This is a genomic window from Streptomyces sp. NBC_00582 (assembly GCF_036345155.1).
Classification (GTDB): Bacteria; Actinomycetota; Actinomycetes; order Streptomycetales; family Streptomycetaceae; genus Streptomyces.
Window position 1 is genome coordinate 3,788,122 of sequence record NZ_CP107772.1, and the last position, 16,186, is coordinate 3,804,307.

At 71.9% G+C, this 16,186-nt stretch carries 9 protein-coding genes; 6 read left to right on the forward strand and 3 right to left on the reverse strand.

The annotated features are described in order from the left end of the window. Positions 1-4: 4 nt before the first annotated feature. Positions 5-523, forward strand: a complete 519-nt coding sequence (locus tag OG852_RS16505; protein ID WP_330348343.1) for a DUF1990 family protein — start codon at positions 5-7, stop codon at positions 521-523. 97 nt (positions 524-620) lie between these two features. On the opposite strand, the gene OG852_RS16510 is transcribed toward OG852_RS16505, so the two are convergent. Beyond that, entirely contained in the window at positions 621-3,245 is a 2,625-nt protein-coding gene (locus OG852_RS16510) for a glycosyltransferase family 1 protein (RefSeq protein ID WP_133918112.1), read from the reverse strand. Between the two features lie 251 nt (positions 3,246-3,496). Between OG852_RS16510 and OG852_RS16515 the strand changes: the two genes are divergently transcribed. The 5 genes from OG852_RS16515 to glgB all read left to right on the forward strand — a co-directional run bounded on the left by OG852_RS16515 (position 3,497) and on the right by glgB (position 12,406). Continuing rightward, a complete protein-coding gene (locus tag OG852_RS16515; protein ID WP_330348344.1) occupies positions 3,497-4,702 on the forward strand; it encodes a S8 family peptidase in 1,206 nt (401 codons plus the stop codon). 186 nt (positions 4,703-4,888) lie between these two features. Continuing rightward, a complete protein-coding gene (locus OG852_RS16520; RefSeq protein WP_330348345.1) occupies positions 4,889-6,955 on the forward strand; it encodes an alpha-1,4-glucan--maltose-1-phosphate maltosyltransferase in 2,067 nt (688 codons plus the stop codon). Then, positions 6,952-8,652 carry a maltose alpha-D-glucosyltransferase gene (treS, locus tag OG852_RS16525; RefSeq protein ID WP_330348346.1) on the forward strand — a complete coding sequence of 567 codons (1,701 nt, stop codon included), beginning with the start codon at positions 6,952-6,954 and terminating at the stop codon, positions 8,650-8,652. Before OG852_RS16520 ends, treS begins: the two co-directional genes overlap by 4 nt. A gap of 87 nt (positions 8,653-8,739) precedes the next feature. Further along, positions 8,740-10,119 (forward strand): maltokinase N-terminal cap-like domain-containing protein, encoded by a 1,380-nt coding sequence (locus OG852_RS16530; protein ID WP_133917231.1) that lies wholly within the window; start codon positions 8,740-8,742, stop codon positions 10,117-10,119. Positions 10,120-10,132: 13 nt separating this feature from the next. Continuing rightward, entirely contained in the window at positions 10,133-12,406 is a 2,274-nt protein-coding gene (gene glgB, locus OG852_RS16535) for a 1,4-alpha-glucan branching enzyme (protein ID WP_330348347.1), read from the forward strand. On the opposite strand, the gene OG852_RS16540 is transcribed toward glgB, so the two are convergent. Both OG852_RS16540 and OG852_RS16545 read right to left on the reverse strand, forming a co-directional pair. Beyond that, positions 12,403-13,806 (reverse strand): cytochrome, encoded by a 1,404-nt coding sequence (locus OG852_RS16540; protein ID WP_330348348.1) that lies wholly within the window; start codon positions 13,804-13,806, stop codon positions 12,403-12,405. The genes glgB and OG852_RS16540 overlap by 4 nt on opposite strands. Before the next feature lie 54 nt (positions 13,807-13,860). Beyond that, the gene (locus OG852_RS16545; protein WP_330348349.1) at positions 13,861-16,104 is read right to left on the reverse strand and encodes a HelD family protein; all 2,244 of its coding nucleotides are present in this window, start codon (positions 16,102-16,104) and stop codon (positions 13,861-13,863) included. Between the last annotated feature and the right edge of the window lie 82 nt (positions 16,105-16,186).

The window sequence follows — 16,186 nt, forward strand, 5'->3', positions numbered from 1 at the left end:
TCCCATGCCGCCCAAGGACTTCACCTACGACGACGTCGGCGCGACCCGCGACCGCCCCGGCTTCTGCCCGCCCGGTTTCCACCCCCTGCACGTGCGCACCCGCATCGGCGAGGGCCACGACCTCTTCCGGCGCGCGGCGGACGCCGTCATGACCTGGGAGATGCACCGCGCGATGGGCGTCGGCGTCGACACCCCGGCGGACCGCGCGGCCCCCGACGTGGACGTCACGATCATCCTGGCCGGCCTGATCAAGGCCCCCTGCCGCGTCATATGGACGGCCGACGAACACCGCCGCGCGGGCTGGGCCTACGGCACCCTCGCCGGCCACCCGGAGAGCGGTGAGGAGTCCTTCCTCGTCGACCGCACCGGCGACGGCACGGTCTGGCTGACGGTCTCGGCCTTCAGCCGCGCGGCGAAGTGGTACGCCCGGGCGGCGGGACCGGCGACCCGGGGGCTGCAGCAGGCGTACGCCCGGCGGTGCGGAACGGTGCTGCGGGGGCTGTGCGCGGACGGACAGCCGTAGGACCGCCGCCCCGCGCCGGCGCACCCGCGCGTCCTGCTGCGCGCGAGGGCGTCGGGCAGGCACTGACGCCGCCCGACGTCCTCGCCCCGGTGTACCGCTAGCGCATCAACACCCCCGCCCCCTCCACCCCGTCCTCCCCCGGCACCGCCAGCACCCCCAGTTCCGCGCCGGAGGCGAGGAGGCGGTGGGACGGGAGGATGCGGACCGTGTAGCCGTAGGGGCCCGTGCGGTCCAGGGAGAGGGGGCCCTCGTAGAGCCAGCGGCCCTCCAGGTCGGGGCCGGAGGCGGCCTTCAGGGGGACGGTGGCCGCGTCGGTGATGCGGTCCTCCTCGTCGACGCGGCCGGAGACGGCCTGCACCTCGACGTCCTCGGGGGCGAGCTCGCCGAGACCCACCCGGACCCGGAGGGCGAGTGTGGTGCCGAGTTCCGCGGTGGTGGTGGCGACCGAGGTCTCGACGTGGTCGACGGTCACCGCGTGCCAGGCGGAGCGCACCCGCGCCTTCCAGACCGCCAGTTCACGGGCGGTGTCGGGGCTCATCGCACGGTGCGCCTGGGCGGCCGGGGCGTAGAGGCGGTCGACGTACTCGCGGACCATCCGGCCGGCCAGGACCTTCGGGCCGAGCAGGGTGAGGGTCTGGCGCACCATCTCGATCCAGCGGTCGGGCAGACCCGCACGGCCCCGTTCGTAGAAGCGGGGCGTGATGCGCTGTTCCAGGAGGTCGTACAGCGCCGCCGCCTCGATGTCGTCGCGGTGGTCGGGGTCGGTGCCGGCGCCGTCCGCGGTGGGGATGGCCCAGCCGAAGTCGGGCTGGAACCACTCGTCCCACCAGCCGTCCAGGACGGAGAGGTTCAGACAGCCGTTGAGCGCCGCCTTCATTCCGCTCGTGCCACAGGCCTCCAGGGGGCGCAGGGGGTTGTTGAGCCAGATGTCGCAGCCCGGGTAGAGCTTCTGCGCCATCGCCATGCCGTAGTCGGGGAGGAAGACGATCCGGTGGCGGACCCGCGGGTCGTCGGCGAACCGGACCAGCTCCTGGACCAGGCGTTTGCCGCCGTCGTCCGCCGGGTGCGCCTTGCCCGCGACCACGATCTGGATCGGGTGCGTCGGGTGCAGGAGAAGGTCCATCAGACGGTCGCGGTCCCGCAGCATCAGCGTCAGACGCTTGTACGACGGGACGCGGCGCGCGAAGCCGATGGTGAGGACGTCCGGGTCCAGGACGCCGTCGATCCAGCCCAGTTCGGCCGTGCCCGCGCCCCGCTGGCGCCAGGAGGCCCGCAGCCGCTTGCGTACCTCCACCACCAGCTGCTCGCGCAGCACGCGCCGCAGGTCCCAGATGCTCTGGTCGGAGACGCCGGAGACGACGTCCCAGCGGTCGCCGTCGCCGACGGCCAGCGCGTCCTCGGCACGCTGGGCGCCCACCCGGCGGGCGCCGAGCCTCAGCACCTCGGGGGCGACCCAGGTCGGGGCGTGCACCCCGTTGGTGACGGAGGTGATCGGCACCTCGTCGGGGTCGAAGCCGGGCCAGAGGCCGGAGAACATCTCCCGGCTGACATGACCGTGCAACAGCGAGACCCCATTGGCCCGCTGGGCGAGCCTGAGGCCCATCACGGCCATGTTGAAGAGGTTGGGTTCGCCGCCCGGGTAGGTCTCCATGCCGAGGCGCAGGATGCGGTCGACGTCCATGCGCGGGAGTTCGGCGTCGGCGCCGAAGTGGCGGGCGACCAGCTCGCGGTCGAAGCGGTCGATGCCGGCCGGGACGGGGGTGTGGGTGGTGAACACGGTCCCCGCGCGGACCGCCTCCAGCCCCGAGTCGAAGTCCAGGCCGGTGTCGCAGAGTTCGGCGATCCGCTCCAGGCCCAGGAAACCCGCGTGCCCCTCGTTGGTGTGGAACACCTCGGGCGGGGCGTGCCCGGTGAGCCGGCAGTACGTCCGTACCGCCCGGACACCTCCTATGCCGAGCAGCATCTCCTGCAGCAGCCGGTGTTCGCTGCCGCCGCCGTAGAGCCGGTCGGTCACCCCGCGCTCGCCGTGGTCGTTCTCCTCGACGTCGGAGTCGAGCATCAGCAGGGGGACGCGGCCGACCCGGGCCAGCCAGACGCGGGCGTGCAGCGACCTTCCGCCGGGCAGGGCGAGGGAGACCCGGGCGGGGGTGCCGTCGTCCTCCCTCAGCAGGGTCAGCGGGAGTTCGTTGGGGTCGAGGACGGGATAGTGCTCCTGCTGCCAGCCGTCCCGGGAGAGGGTCTGGCGGAAGTAGCCGTGGCGGTAGAGGAGTCCGACACCGATCAGGGGGACGCCGAGATCGCTGGCGGCCTTCAGATGGTCACCGGCGAGGATGCCGAGGCCGCCGGAGTACTGGGGCAGGGCGGCGGTGATGCCGAACTCGGGGGAGAAGTAGGCGACGGCGGCGGGGAGATCGGCGACGGCGGGCTGGGTCTGGTACCAGCGGTCGCCGGTCAGGTAGTCGTGCAGATCGTCGACGGCGGCGGTCAGCCGGCGCAGGAACCGGCGGTCCTCGGCCAGTTCGGCGAGGCGCTCCGGCCGTACGCCGCCGAGCAGCCGTACCGGGTCCCCGTCGGAGACGGCCCAGCGCTCGGGGTCGACGGACTGGAAGAGTTCACGGGTGTCCGCATGCCATGACCAGCGCAGATTACGGGCCAGGTCACTGAGCGGCCGGAGGGGTTCGGGGAGAAGGGGTCGGACGGTGAATCGACGGATCGCCTTCACATTCCACCTCGGCGTGGCGCGTTCGCGGGATGGACGTACGGCTGTGTACGCCCGGTCATCCAGCACCGTACCGGTGTTGTCCTCGCCCCTGCCGGAGGCGAGACGGACCGGATCACGCAAACGACGATATGGCCGATTCACCCCCCTAGGCCACCTTGTGACCCTCCAGCCCGCACGAGAGGCTGCCCGGGGGCGCGCCCGGTTGTCGCACCGGTCCGGGGTGCGCCGAGTCGAGGAGGGGAACGCGAACCATGGCACGGACGCGCACCCGGCGCCGGCGCCGGGCCGGAGGCCTGACCGCGGTCGTCACGACCGTGATCCTGTCGGCCTCGAGTCCGCCCGCGCACGCCGTACCGGAGGGGAGAGTCGCCGGCGCCGGTGTGCCCGGTTCCGTGGGCGGAAGCTATCTGGTGACGCTGAGGGGGGACACCCGGGCGTCCTCGGACGCCGCGCGGCGCCTCGTCAGCGCCTTCGGGGTGAGAATCAGCCACACCTACGGCACGGTCCTCAACGGCTTCGCCGTCCGAGCGAGCGCGCGGCAGGCCCGGCGGCTCGCGGCCGACCCCCGGGTGGCCTCGGTCGTCCAGGACACCGAGGTGGCGGTGGACGCGGCCGCGAGGAACCCGCCGTCCTGGGGCCTTGACCGGGTGGACCAGCCCAGCCTGCCGCTGGACGGCGGCTACCGCCAACCCGCGTCCGGGGGCGCCGGGGTGACGGTGTACGTCATCGACACCGGGATCCGGATCACCCACGGCGACTTCGGCGGGCGCGCGAGGTACGGCTGGGACTTCGTCGACGGGGACCGCACCGCCTCCGACGGCAACGGCCACGGCACCCATGTCGCCGGTCTCGTCGCGGGCAGGACGTTCGGGGTCGCCGGGAAGGCGAAGGTCGTCGCGGTGCGCGTCCTGGACGACGCGGGCGCCGGGACCACGGCCCGGGCCATCGCCGGCATCGACTGGGTCACGCGGCACGCCCGCAAACCGGCCGTCGCCAACCTCAGCCTGGGCGGCTCGTACAACGCGCAGCTCGACGCGGCCGTCCGGGCCTCCATCAGATCCGGCGTCACCTATGTCGTGGCGGCCGGCAACGGGGGCCGCGCCGCGGCCCTGGAGTCCCCGGCCGACGTCCGGGAGGCCGTCACCGTCGGCGCCACCGACCGCGGGGACGCCCGGGCCGACTTCTCCAACTACGGCTCGGCGCTCGACCTGTTCGCCCCGGGGGTGTCGATCACCTCCGCGTCGTCCAGGAGCGACACGGGCCGCGTCACCTCCTCGGGTACGTCGACGGCGGCGCCGTTCGCGGCGGGCGCGGCCGCGCTGTATCTCGCCGGTCACCCGAGGGCCACCCCGGCGCAGGTGGCTCGGGCGCTGGTCGCGGGGGCCGTGAACGGCAAGGTCTCCGGCCGGGGGGCCGGTTCGCCGGACAAACTCCTGCAGGTGGCCCCCGCCACATGACGGAAACCCAGGACCGGCTCCCTTCCGTGCCCGGCGAGGCGCGAACGGGGCCGGTCTTGTGCGTAGACATACGCGTGAGTAGTTAACAAAGTGCCGGAATGCGCACCCGATTAGGGTGGGAAGGCTCCCCCGGTACTCGACCCCACATCCCTCCGCCCACCCTCGTTGCTGCGGACAGGAGCGGTCATGCCCGCCAAGCACCACTCGTCATCACCCCCGACACCCCGTACCCCCCACACCGAGGCCACCCCTGCCTCCGATCCGGCGCCGCCCGTGGCCACCGCCGTCGGGCGGATCCCGGTCCTCGACGTCCGGCCCCTGGTCCAGCAGGGGCGCCGGCCCGCGAAGGCCGTCACCGGTGAGACCTTCGAGGTCTCGGCGACCGTGTTCCGCGAGGGCCACGACGCCGTCGCCGCCAATGTCGTACTGGAGGACCCCGACGGCCGTCCCGGTCCCTGGACCCCGATGCGTGAACTCGCCCCCGGCACCGACCGCTGGGGCGCCGACGTCACCCCGGACGCCCCGGGCCGCTGGACGTACCGGGTGGAGGCCTGGAGCGACCCGGTCGCCACCTGGCGGCACCACGCGCAGATCAAGATCCCGGCCGGAATGGACATCGAGCTGGTCCTGGAGGAGGGCGCACGACTGTACGAACGCGCGGTCGCCGGTGTCCCCAAGGGGGGTGGAAAACGCGCCGTTCTGCGCGCCGCGGTCGCCGCCCTGCGCGACGACGCCCGCCCTGCGGCCTCCCGGTTGGCGGCGGCGCTGACGCCGGAGGTCGACGCGGTCCTCACCCGGTACCCGCTGCGGGAACTGCTCACCGCCTCCGACCCGTTGCCCCTGCTGGTCGAGCGCGAACGCGCCCTGTACGGCTCCTGGTACGAGTTCTTCCCCCGCTCCGAGGGCACCGCCGACACCCCGCACGGCACCTTCCGCACCGCCGCCCGCCGGCTGCCCGCCATCGCCGCCATGGGCTTCGACGTCGTCTACCTCCCCCCGATCCACCCCATCGGCACCACCTTCCGCAAGGGCCGCAACAACACCCTGCACGCCACCCCCGACGACGTCGGCGTCCCCTGGGCCATCGGCTCCCCCGAAGGCGGCCACGACGCCGTCCACCCCGACCTCGGCACCCTCGACGACTTCGCCCGCTTCGTCGAACAGGCCGCGGCCCTCGGCATGGAGATCGCCCTCGACCTCGCCCTGCAGTGCTCACCGGACCACCCCTGGGTGCACAAACACCCCGAGTGGTTCCACCACCGCCCCGACGGCACCATCGCCCACGCGGAGAACCCCCCGAAGAAGTACCAGGACATCTACCCCATCGCCTTCGACGCCGACCTCGACGGCCTGATCGCCGAGACCCTGCGCGTCCTGCGCCACTGGATGGCATACGGCGTGCGGATCTTCCGCGTCGACAACCCCCACACCAAACCCGTCGTGTTCTGGGAACGCGTCATCGCCGACATCAACCGCACCGACCCCGACGTCCTCTTCCTCGCCGAGGCCTTCACCCGCCCCGCGATGATGCACACCCTCGCCCAGATCGGCTTCCAGCAGTCCTACACCTACTTCACCTGGCGCACCACCAAACAGGAACTGACCGAGTACCTCACCGAACTCTCGGGGGAGGCCGCCTCCTACATGCGGCCCAACCTCTTCACCAACACCCCCGACATCCTCCACGCCTACCTCCAGCACGGCGGCCCGCCCGCCTTCGCCGTCCGCGCCGTCCTCGCCGCCACCCTCTCCCCCACCTGGGGCATCTACAGCGGCTACGAACTCTGCGAGAACACCCCCCTGCGCCCCGGCAGCGAGGAATACCTCGACTCCGAGAAGTACCAGCTCAAGGCACGCGACTGGGACACCCCCGACACCCTCGCCCCCCTCATCACCCGCCTCAACGAGATCCGGCGGGCGAACCCCGCCCTGCGCGCCCTGCGCAACCTTCACTTCCACCACACCGACAAGGAAGCGGTGATCGCCTACTCGAAGAAGAGCGGTTCGAACACGGTTCTGGTGGTCGTCAACCTCGACCCCCACCACACCCAGGAGGCGACGGTCTCGTTGGACATGCCGCAACTCGGCCTGGACTGGCACGAGTCGGCGCCGGTGCGCGACGAGCTCACCGGCGAGACCTACCACTGGGGCAGGGCCAACTACGTGCGCCTGGAACCGGGCACCCGGCCCGCGCACGTCCTCACCGTCCTGCGACCGTCCAACCCGCAGATCGGAGGGTCACCCACACGATGATCGTCAACGAGCCCGTTCCGGACACGTTCGAGGACACCCCCGCCAAGGACCGCGACCCCGACTGGTTCAAGCGAGCCGTCTTCTACGAGGTCCTGGTCCGTTCCTTCCAGGACAGCAACGGCGACGGCGTCGGCGACCTCAAGGGCATCACCGCCAAACTCGACTACCTGCAATGGCTCGGTGTCGACTGCCTCTGGCTCCCGCCCTTCTTCAAATCACCCCTGCGCGACGGCGGATACGACGTCTCCGACTACACCTCGGTCCTCCCCGAATTCGGCGACCTCGCCGACTTCGTGGAATTCGTCGACGCCGCCCACCAGCGGGGCATGCGCGTGATCATCGACTTCGTCATGAACCACACGAGCGATCAGCACCCGTGGTTCCAGGAGTCCAGGAAGGACCCCGACGGACCCTACGGCGACTACTACATGTGGGCCGACGACGACAAGCAGTACGCCGACGCCCGCATCATCTTCGTCGACACCGAGGTCTCCAACTGGACCTTCGACCCGGTCCGCAAGCAGTACTTCTTCCACCGCTTCTTCTCCCACCAGCCCGACCTCAACTACGAGAACCCGGCCGTACAGGAGGAGATGATCTCGGCGCTGCGGTTCTGGCTGGACCTCGGCATCGACGGGTTCCGGCTGGACGCGGTGCCGTACCTGTACGCGCGGGAGGGCACCAACTGCGAGAACCTTCCGGCGACCCATGAGTTCCTCAAGCGGGTCCGCAAGGAGATCGACGCCCACTACCCGGACACGGTGATCCTCGCGGAGGCCAACCAGTGGCCCGAGGACGTGGTGGACTACTTCGGCGACTACGCCTCCGGCGGCGACGAATGCCACATGGCGTTCCACTTCCCCGTCATGCCCCGCATCTTCATGGCCGTACGACGCGAATCGCGCTACCCGGTCTCCGAGATCCTCGCGAAGACCCCGGCCATTCCCTCCAACTGCCAGTGGGGCATCTTCCTCCGCAACCACGACGAACTCACCCTCGAAATGGTCACGGACGAGGAACGCGACTACATGTACGCGGAATACGCGAAGGACCCCCGGATGCGCGCCAACATCGGCATCCGGCGCCGGCTCGCCCCGCTGCTGGACAACGACCGCAACCAGATCGAGCTGTTCACCGCCCTGCTGCTGTCGCTGCCCGGCTCGCCGATCCTCTACTACGGCGACGAGATCGGCATGGGCGACAACATCTGGCTCGGCGACCGCGACGCGGTCCGCACCCCGATGCAGTGGACACCGGACCGTAACGCGGGTTTTTCCTCCAGCGACCCCGGGCGGCTCTTTCTGCCGACCATCATGGACCCCGTCTACGGCTACCAGGTCACCAATGTCGAGGCGTCGATGTCGTCGCCCTCCTCGCTGCTGCACTGGACGCGCCGGATGATCGAGATCCGCAAGCAGAACCCCGCCTTCGGCCTCGGGACCTACACGGAACTGCCCTCCACCAACCCGGCCGTGCTCGCGTTCCTGCGTGAGTACGAGGACGACCTCGTCCTGTGCGTGCACAACTTCTCGCGCTTCGCCCAGCCCACGGAACTGGATCTGAGCCGGTTCAACGGACGCCACCCCGTCGAGCTGTTCGGCGGGGTGCGGTTCCCGGCCATCGGTGAGCTGCCCTACTTGCTCACCCTGGCGGGGCACGGCTTCTACTGGTTCCGGCTCCGCAGGGAAGGCGCCTAGAAGGCAGCGGGCGGGGCGGTTTCCCCTGTCCCGCCCGGGGCACGCATCAGTAACACCCCGACCCCCCGGGGAAAGGAATGTGACGCCATGGCGAAGACTGTCACACGTTCCGGCGGCTCCGGCACGACCAGCCCCGCACTCCTCGCGTCACTGGACCCGCTGCTGCGGGAGTGGCTGCCCCGGCAGCGCTGGTTCGCCGGCAAGGGGCGCCCGGTCACCGGGTTCTCGCTGGTCGCGGCCACCGAGCTGCTGCCGGCCGGCTCCCGGCTCGGGCTGTACCACCTGCTGCTGCGTGCCCACCAGCCGGACAGCGCGGGCGACCGCTACCAGCTCCTGATCGGGGTGCGCGAGGCCCTGCCGCCCCGGCTGGCGCCCGCGCTGATCGGCCATGTGACGCAAGGGCCGCTGGCCGGGCGGACCGTCTACGACGCCCTGTACGACACCCGGCCCACCGAGCTGCTGCTGGAGGCCCTGCGCTCCCGGGCCCGGATCGGCGCCCTGCGCTGCGAACGCGACCCGGAGCAGGAGATCCGGTCGGGTCTGGTCCCGCGCCTGATGACGGCCGAGCAGTCGAACTCGTCCGTCGTCTACGGAGATACGTTCATCCTAAAGCTGTTCCGCCGGGTGGCGCCCGGGGTCAACCCCGACCTGGAGCTGCCGCTGGCGCTGGCCCGCGAGGGCTGCCCCCGGGTGCCGGCGCCGACCGCCTGGATGGAGACCGAGGTCGACGGTGAGTCGTACGTCCTCGGTGTCCTCCAGCCCTATGTGCAGGGTGCGACGGACGGCTGGGAGCTGGCGCTGCGGGAGCTGGCCAAGGGGGAGGACTTCGTCGCGGAGGCGCGGGCGCTGGGGCGGGCCACCGCCGAGGTGCACGGGGCGCTGGCCCGTGCGCTGCCCACGGCGACGCTGGGACCGGCGCAGATACAGCCGATGGTCGACGGGATGGTCGTACGGCTGGAGGCGGCGGCGCAGGCGGTGCCGGCGCTGCGGCCGTACGCGCCCGCGCTGCGCACCGCCTTCACCGCGCTGGCGGATCTGGCGGCGGAGGGGCACACCTGGACCGCCCAGCGCGTCCACGGCGATCTGCATCTCGGGCAGTGCCTGCGGGCGCCGTCCGGGGAGTGGTCGCTGATCGACTTCGAGGGGGAGCCGGCCCGCCCGCCGGCCGAGCGCAGGATGGCCCAGCCGGCGGTGCGGGACGTGGCGGGCATGCTGCGGTCCTTCGACTACGCGGCCCACTCCTGCGAGCGGCCGGCGCCCGGCTGGGCGCACGCCTGCCGGGCGGCGTACTGCTCGGGGTACGCCGAGGCGGCGGGCCGTGATCCGCGTACCGATCCGGTGCTGCTGCGGGCCTTCGAGACGGACAAGGCGGTCTACGAGGTCGTCTACGAGGCCCGGCACCGCCCCGACTGGCTGCCCGTCCCGCTGTCCGCGATACACCGCCTCGCCTCACCCGACCTGCCTTGAGGAGGCCCCGCACGTGACTCCCCCGAAGAAGAAGGCCACCGGCAAGGGCGGCAAGAACGGCAGGAAGAGCAGGCCTTCCGTCTCGCCGCCGGCACCCGCCTTCTCCCCCGCCCCGGACGCCGTCGACCGTGAGCGCCTGCTGCACGGCACGCATCACGACCCGCACTCCGTGCTGGGCGCTCACCCGGCGCCCGGCGGGGTCGTCTTCCGTGCCCTGCGGCCCTACGCGCGGTCGGTCACCGTCGTCGCGGGCGGGCTGCGGGCGGAGTTGCACGACGACGGGGACGGCTTCTTCTCCGGTCTGCTGCCGCTGACGGAGGTCCCGGCGTACCGGCTGCTGGTGGAGTACGAGCGCACGACCCTGGAGACCGAGGACGCGTACCGCTTCCTGCCCACGCTCGGCGATCTGGATCTGCATCTGATCGGCGAGGGACGGCACGAGGAGTTGTGGACGGTGCTCGGCGCGCACCCGACGACCCATGAGGACGTGACCGGCACCCGGTTCTCGGTGTGGGCGCCGAACGCGCGCGGGGTGCGCGTGGCCGGGTCCTTCAACTTCTGGGACGGCACCGGGCATCCGATGCGTTCGCTGGGCTCCTCGGGGGTGTGGGAGCTGTTCGTGCCGGGGATCGGCGAGGGGGAGCTGTACAAGTTCGACATCGCCCGCCCGGACGGCTCGCACACCCTGCGCGCCGATCCGCTGGCCCGGCGCACGGAGGTGCCGCCGGCGACCTCGTCGATCGTGCACACCTCGGACTACGCGTGGGGCGACGAGGAGTGGCTGGCCCGGCGGGGTGAGATACCCGTGCACGAGGCGCCGTTCTCGGTCTACGAGGTCCATCTGCCGTCCTGGCGCCCGGGCCTGACGTATCGCCAACTGGCCGAGCAACTCCCCGCCTACGTCAGCGACCTGGGCTTCACGCACGTCGAGCTGATGCCGGTCGCCGAGCATCCCTTCGGCGGCTCCTGGGGCTACCAGGTCACCGGTTTCTACGCGCCGACGGCCCGGCTCGGCACCCCGGACGACTTCAAGCACCTGGTCGACGCGCTGCACCGGGCGGGCATCGGCGTCCTCATGGACTGGGTGCCGGCGCACTTCCCGCGCGACGCGTGGGCGCTCGCGGAGTTCGACGGGCGGCCGCTGTACGAGCACGCGGACCCGCTGCGCGCCGCCCACCCCGACTGGGGGACGCTGGAGTTCGACTTCGGGCGGCGCGAGGTGCGCAACTTCCTGGTCGCCAACGCCACGTACTGGTGCGAGGAGTTCCACATCGACGGGCTGCGGGTGGACGCCGTCGCCTCGATGCTCTATCTCGACTACTCGCGCGAGCCGGGCCAGTGGACGCCGAACGAGCACGGCGGCCGGGAGAACCTGGACGCCGTCGCCTTCCTCCAGGAGATGAACGCGACGGTCTACCGGCGCAACCCCGGGGTCGTGACGGTCGCCGAGGAGTCGACCGCCTGGGACGGTGTCACCCGGGCCACCCACCACCGCGGCCCGAGCGGCTTCGGCGGGCTCGGATTCGGGCTGAAGTGGAACATGGGCTGGATGCACGACTCGCTCCAGTACATGGCCCATCAGCCGGTGCACCGCAAGTACCACCACCACGAGATGACCTTCTCGATGGTGTACGCGTACAGCGAGAACTACGTGCTGCCGATCTCCCACGACGAGGTCGTGCACGGCAAGCGCTCCCTGGTGTCGAAGATGCCGGGCGACTGGTGGCAGCAGCGCGCCGACCTACGGGCCTACCTTGCCTTCATGTGGGCCCACCCTGGGAAACAACTGCTGTTCATGGGGCAGGAGTTCGCTCAGGGCGCTGAGTGGTCGGAGGCGCACGGCCCGGACTGGTGGCTGCTGGACTCGGCGTACGGGGCCGAGCCCGACCACCGGGGGGTGCGCGATCTGGTCCGTGACCTCAACGCGGCCTACCGGGCGACGCCCGCGCTGTGGCAGCGGGACACCGACCCGGCCGGCTTCGAGTGGGTGGTCGGGGACGCCGCCGACGACAACGTCTTCGCCTTCCTCCGCCTCGACGCGGAGGGCACCCCGCTGCTGTCCGTCTCCAACCTCTCCCCCGTCGTCCGCCACGACTACCGTCTCGGCGTCCCCGACGACATCCCGGCCTGGCACGAGACCCTCAACACCGACGCCGAACGCTACGGCGGCGGCGGTGTCGTCCGGACGGACCCGCTGAAGCCGGAGCCCCAGCCCTGGCACGGCCGCCCGGCCAGCATCCGCCTGACGTTGCCACCCCTGGCGACGGTGTGGCTGCGCCCGGCCTAACTCTCCTTCTTGCCGCCGAACATCAGCCGCCGCAGCGCCGCCAGGAGTCCCCTCGCCTGGCTCTCCTGGTGAGGGACGGCCGGGAGCAGGTGCGGGTCGGGGCGGTGCAGGGACGGGGCGTCGCTGGACAGCTCGTAGCGGACCGGGAGGACCTTCAGGCCGCGGATCACCGGGCCGGAGCGCCAGGGCAACTGGTCCGGGGGGAGGGTGAGTTCGGCCTGGGCGAAGTGGTCGAAGACCCGGCCGACGGCGGTGGTGACGATCAGGGCGCCGAGTTCGCGGGCGGCACTCGGGCACTGGTGGGAGCCGGCGCCCCAGCCGAGGTGGGCGCGGGTGGAGACGGTGGAGCCGACCATCGTGGAGGAGCCGATGGCCAGCAGGTCCTGGTGGGCGGCGGCCGCGGAGGGGGAGACGATGTCGCCCGCGCGGATCCAGAACCGGCCGAGCCGGACGTCCCGGGCGGCGAACCGGAAGCACATGTTGGCGACCGGGGGGTTGGCGAGGGCCGCCCGGTTGACGGTCTCGCCGAGCTGGCCCGCCGACAGGCTGCGGCGGACGGTGGCGTTGCCGCGCAGCACCTCCAGCAGGGTGTTGAGGACCATGTTGCCGGTGATGTCGTTGAGGTAGACGGCGTTCATGAACAGCTCCCGGCCGAGCTGTTCGTCGGAGAGGTCCGGATCGGCGAGCATCAGGTACGAGGTGAGGTCGTCGCCGGGGCGGGCGCGACGGTGGGCGGCGAGACGCGTGAAGGCGGCCAGCGCCCGGCCGGTGGCGGGGCCCGCGTCGGGGCCGCCGTCCAGCATCCGCCACAGGTCCATGACGAGTTCGTCGCCGAGGTCGACCGGGCAGCCGAAGAGTTTCGTGGTGACCATCAGCAGCAGCGGCCGGGTGTACTGGGCGCCCAGGTCGCAGAATCCGGTGCGGCCCGACTCGGCGGCGAGCAGGGCGACCAGTTCGTCGGCGTAGCGGGCGACGGCCTGGCGCAGTTCCCAGCCGACGGGGCTCTTAGGGTCCTGGAAGGGGCGCAGGGCGGCGTGGTGGGTGCGGCGGGCGGCGCGGTGCTCCTCGTCGTCCATGAACATCATCTGGCGGACCTCGTAGCCCGCGAGCAGCGGCCAGTCGTGCGGGAGTTCCCCCTGGGCCCGGGCCCGCCAGTGCCGTACGTCCCGCCGCCACTGGCTCTCGTTCTTCAGGACCTCCAGGACCTCCCGGTAGTCGAGGACCAGCCACACCGGTACGCCCATCAGCCCGACGGGCGCCACGGGGCCGTAGGTGGCGCGCAGCCTCCGGTACACCGTGCCGGGGTCGGCGTCGAACTCGGCGGTGAGCAGCGGCTGGACGGCCACCGACCCGAGGGCGGGGCTGTCGGCCGGTGCGGTGGCGTGGGGCTGGGCTTCCATATGGCAACGCTTACCGCACCGGCCGTGCACGCGCCGTGATCACGGCACGAACTGTTACGTTCTGGTGATCCCGCGTGACGCCAGGGCCGTCACCAGCGCCTTCGGCAGCTCCTTGGTATGGACCACGCCGAGCCGCTGGGTGGCCCGGGTGAGGGCGACGTAGAGGTCGCTGGTGCCGTAGAGACCCGGCTCGACGACCAGGACCGAGTCGAATTCGAGGCCCTTCGACTGGCGGGGGTCCAGCAGGACGACGGTGCGGGTGAGGTCGGGCTCGGCGCCCGCCGCGACCCCCTCCAGCCGGGCGGCCAGCCTGCGGTGCAGATGGCGCGGGGCGATGACGGCGAGCCGGCCCTCGGCGGGGGTCAGCTCCTTCACCGCCTCGGCGACCGCGCCGGGCAGGTCGTCGGTGGCGCGCGCCCAGGGCCGTACCCCGGTGGACCGCACCGAGCTCGGCGGCTCGAAGTCGGGGTCCTCGGCGCGGACGACGGCCGCCGCGACCTCCATGATCTCGGCGGGGGTGCGGTAGTTGACGCCGAGGCGGGTGTGCTCGTAGCGGTCCTCGACATACGGCTGGAGGATCTGCGCCCAGGAGCCGACGCCGGCCGCCTCGGCGGTCTGCGCGGGGTCGCCGACCAGGGTCATCGAGCGGGTCGGGCTGCGCCGCATGAGCAGCCGCCAGGCCATCGGGGACAGCTCCTGCGCCTCGTCGACGATGATGTGCCCGAACGCCCAGGTCCGGTCGGCGGCGGCACGCTCGGCGGCGCTGCGGTGGTCGTCCTCCTCCTGCCGCTCGGCGAACCGCTCGGCGTCGATGATGTCGTGGGCGGACAGGACCTCGCTGTCCTCGTCGTCGATGCCCTCGAACTCGTAGGTCCGGGAGGCGTACGACACGTCGAGGACGCCCTGCGCGTACGCCACCTGCGTCTCGCGCTCCCGTTCCGCGCGGGCCCGCGCCACCCGCTCGTCCACGCCGAGCAGTTCGGCGGCCTCGTCGAGCAGGGGGACGTCCGCCACGGTCCACGCCCGGGTCACCGGGCGCCGTACGGCGGCCGCGTCCTCGTCGGGGAGATGGCCGACGGGGTCGGCGAGGAAGTCGGCGACCAGGCGCTGCGGAGTCAGTCGCGGCCAGAGCTGGTCGATGGCGGCCCACACCTCGGGGTTCTCGGCGAGGTCGTCGCGGATCTGGGTGATGTCGCTGGCGTCGAGGAGGTTGGAGCCGTCGTAGGGGTCGGTGCCGACGCGCTCGGCGTACAGCTCGGTGAGGGTGTTGAGGATGTGGCCCTCGAAGTGCTCACGGGCCACGTTGTGGGGCAGTTTCGCGGCCCGGGTGCGTTCGCGGGCGACCTTCACCAGGCCGTCGTCGAGCATCAGGACCTCCCGGTCGTGCTCGATCGCGATCACCGGGTCGGGCAGCGACTGCCAGTCCCGGACGACCTCGGCGAGCACGTCGGCCATGTCGGCGCGGCCCTTGACCGCGGCGGCCGCACGGGTGTCCGTCGCGGTCGCCTTCACGCCGGGGAACAGCTCGCCGACCGTCGCGAGCAGCACGCCGGTCTCGCCGAGGGAGGGCAGCACCTCGCCGATGTAGCCGAGGAAGGCGGGGTTGGGGCCGACGATGAGGACGGCGCGCTTGGCGAGGAGTTCGCGGTGCTCGTACAGCAGGTACGCGGCGCGGTGCAGGGCGACGGCGGTCTTGCCGGTGCCGGGGCCGCCCTCGACGACCAGGACGCCCCGGTGCGGGGCGCGGATGATCTCGTCCTGCTCGGCCTGGATGGTCTGCACGATGTCGTGCATCCGGCCGGTGCGCGCGGCGTTCAGCGCGGCCAGCAGGACGTCGTCGCCGGTGGGGTCCTCGTGGCCGGTGCGCTCCTGGTCGCCGAGGTCGAGGATCTCGTCGTGCAGGGCGGTGACCCGGCGGCCCTCGGTGGTGAGGTGCCGGCGGCGGCGCAGGCCGAGCGGGGTGTGGCCGGTGGCCAGGTAGAAGGGACGGGCCACGTCGGCCCGCCAGTCGATCAGGACCGGGGTGCGGTCGGCGTCGTCGGCGCGCAGCCCGATCCGGCCGATGTGGTGGGTCACGCCCGAGGTGAGGTCGATCCGTCCGAAGCAGAGCGAGCCGTCCACGGCGTTGAGCGCGGCCAGCAGTCCGGAGCGCTCGGCGACGAGGATGTCCCGCTCCAGGCGGGCCTGCATGGGCGTGTTGCCCTGGGCGAGCGCGTCGTCGACGGAGGCCTCGGTGTCACCGCGCAGGGCGTCGACCCGGGCGTACAGGCCGTCGATGAATTCCTGCTCGCGCCGCAATTCACTGTCTGGAAAGCCGGTGTTTGACAATTCCGCTCCCGCCCGGATATACTGTGCTCACTGAACTTCTTTGTGACTCGAC

Bases quoted from the DNA above. Each gene is read 5' to 3' on its own strand.
- OG852_RS16505 (WP_330348343.1), top strand. From the start codon at position 5: ATGCCGCCCAAGGACTTCACCTACGACGACGTCGGCGCGACCCGCGAC.
- OG852_RS16515 (WP_330348344.1), top strand. From the start codon at position 3,497: ATGGCACGGACGCGCACCCGGCGCCGGCGCCGGGCCGGAGGCCTGACC.
- OG852_RS16520 (WP_330348345.1), top strand. From the start codon at position 4,889: ATGCCCGCCAAGCACCACTCGTCATCACCCCCGACACCCCGTACCCCC.
- treS (WP_330348346.1), top strand. From the start codon at position 6,952: ATGATCGTCAACGAGCCCGTTCCGGACACGTTCGAGGACACCCCCGCC.
- OG852_RS16530 (WP_133917231.1), top strand. From the start codon at position 8,740: ATGGCGAAGACTGTCACACGTTCCGGCGGCTCCGGCACGACCAGCCCC.
- OG852_RS16540 (WP_330348348.1), bottom strand. From the start codon at position 13,806: ATGGAAGCCCAGCCCCACGCCACCGCACCGGCCGACAGCCCCGCCCTC.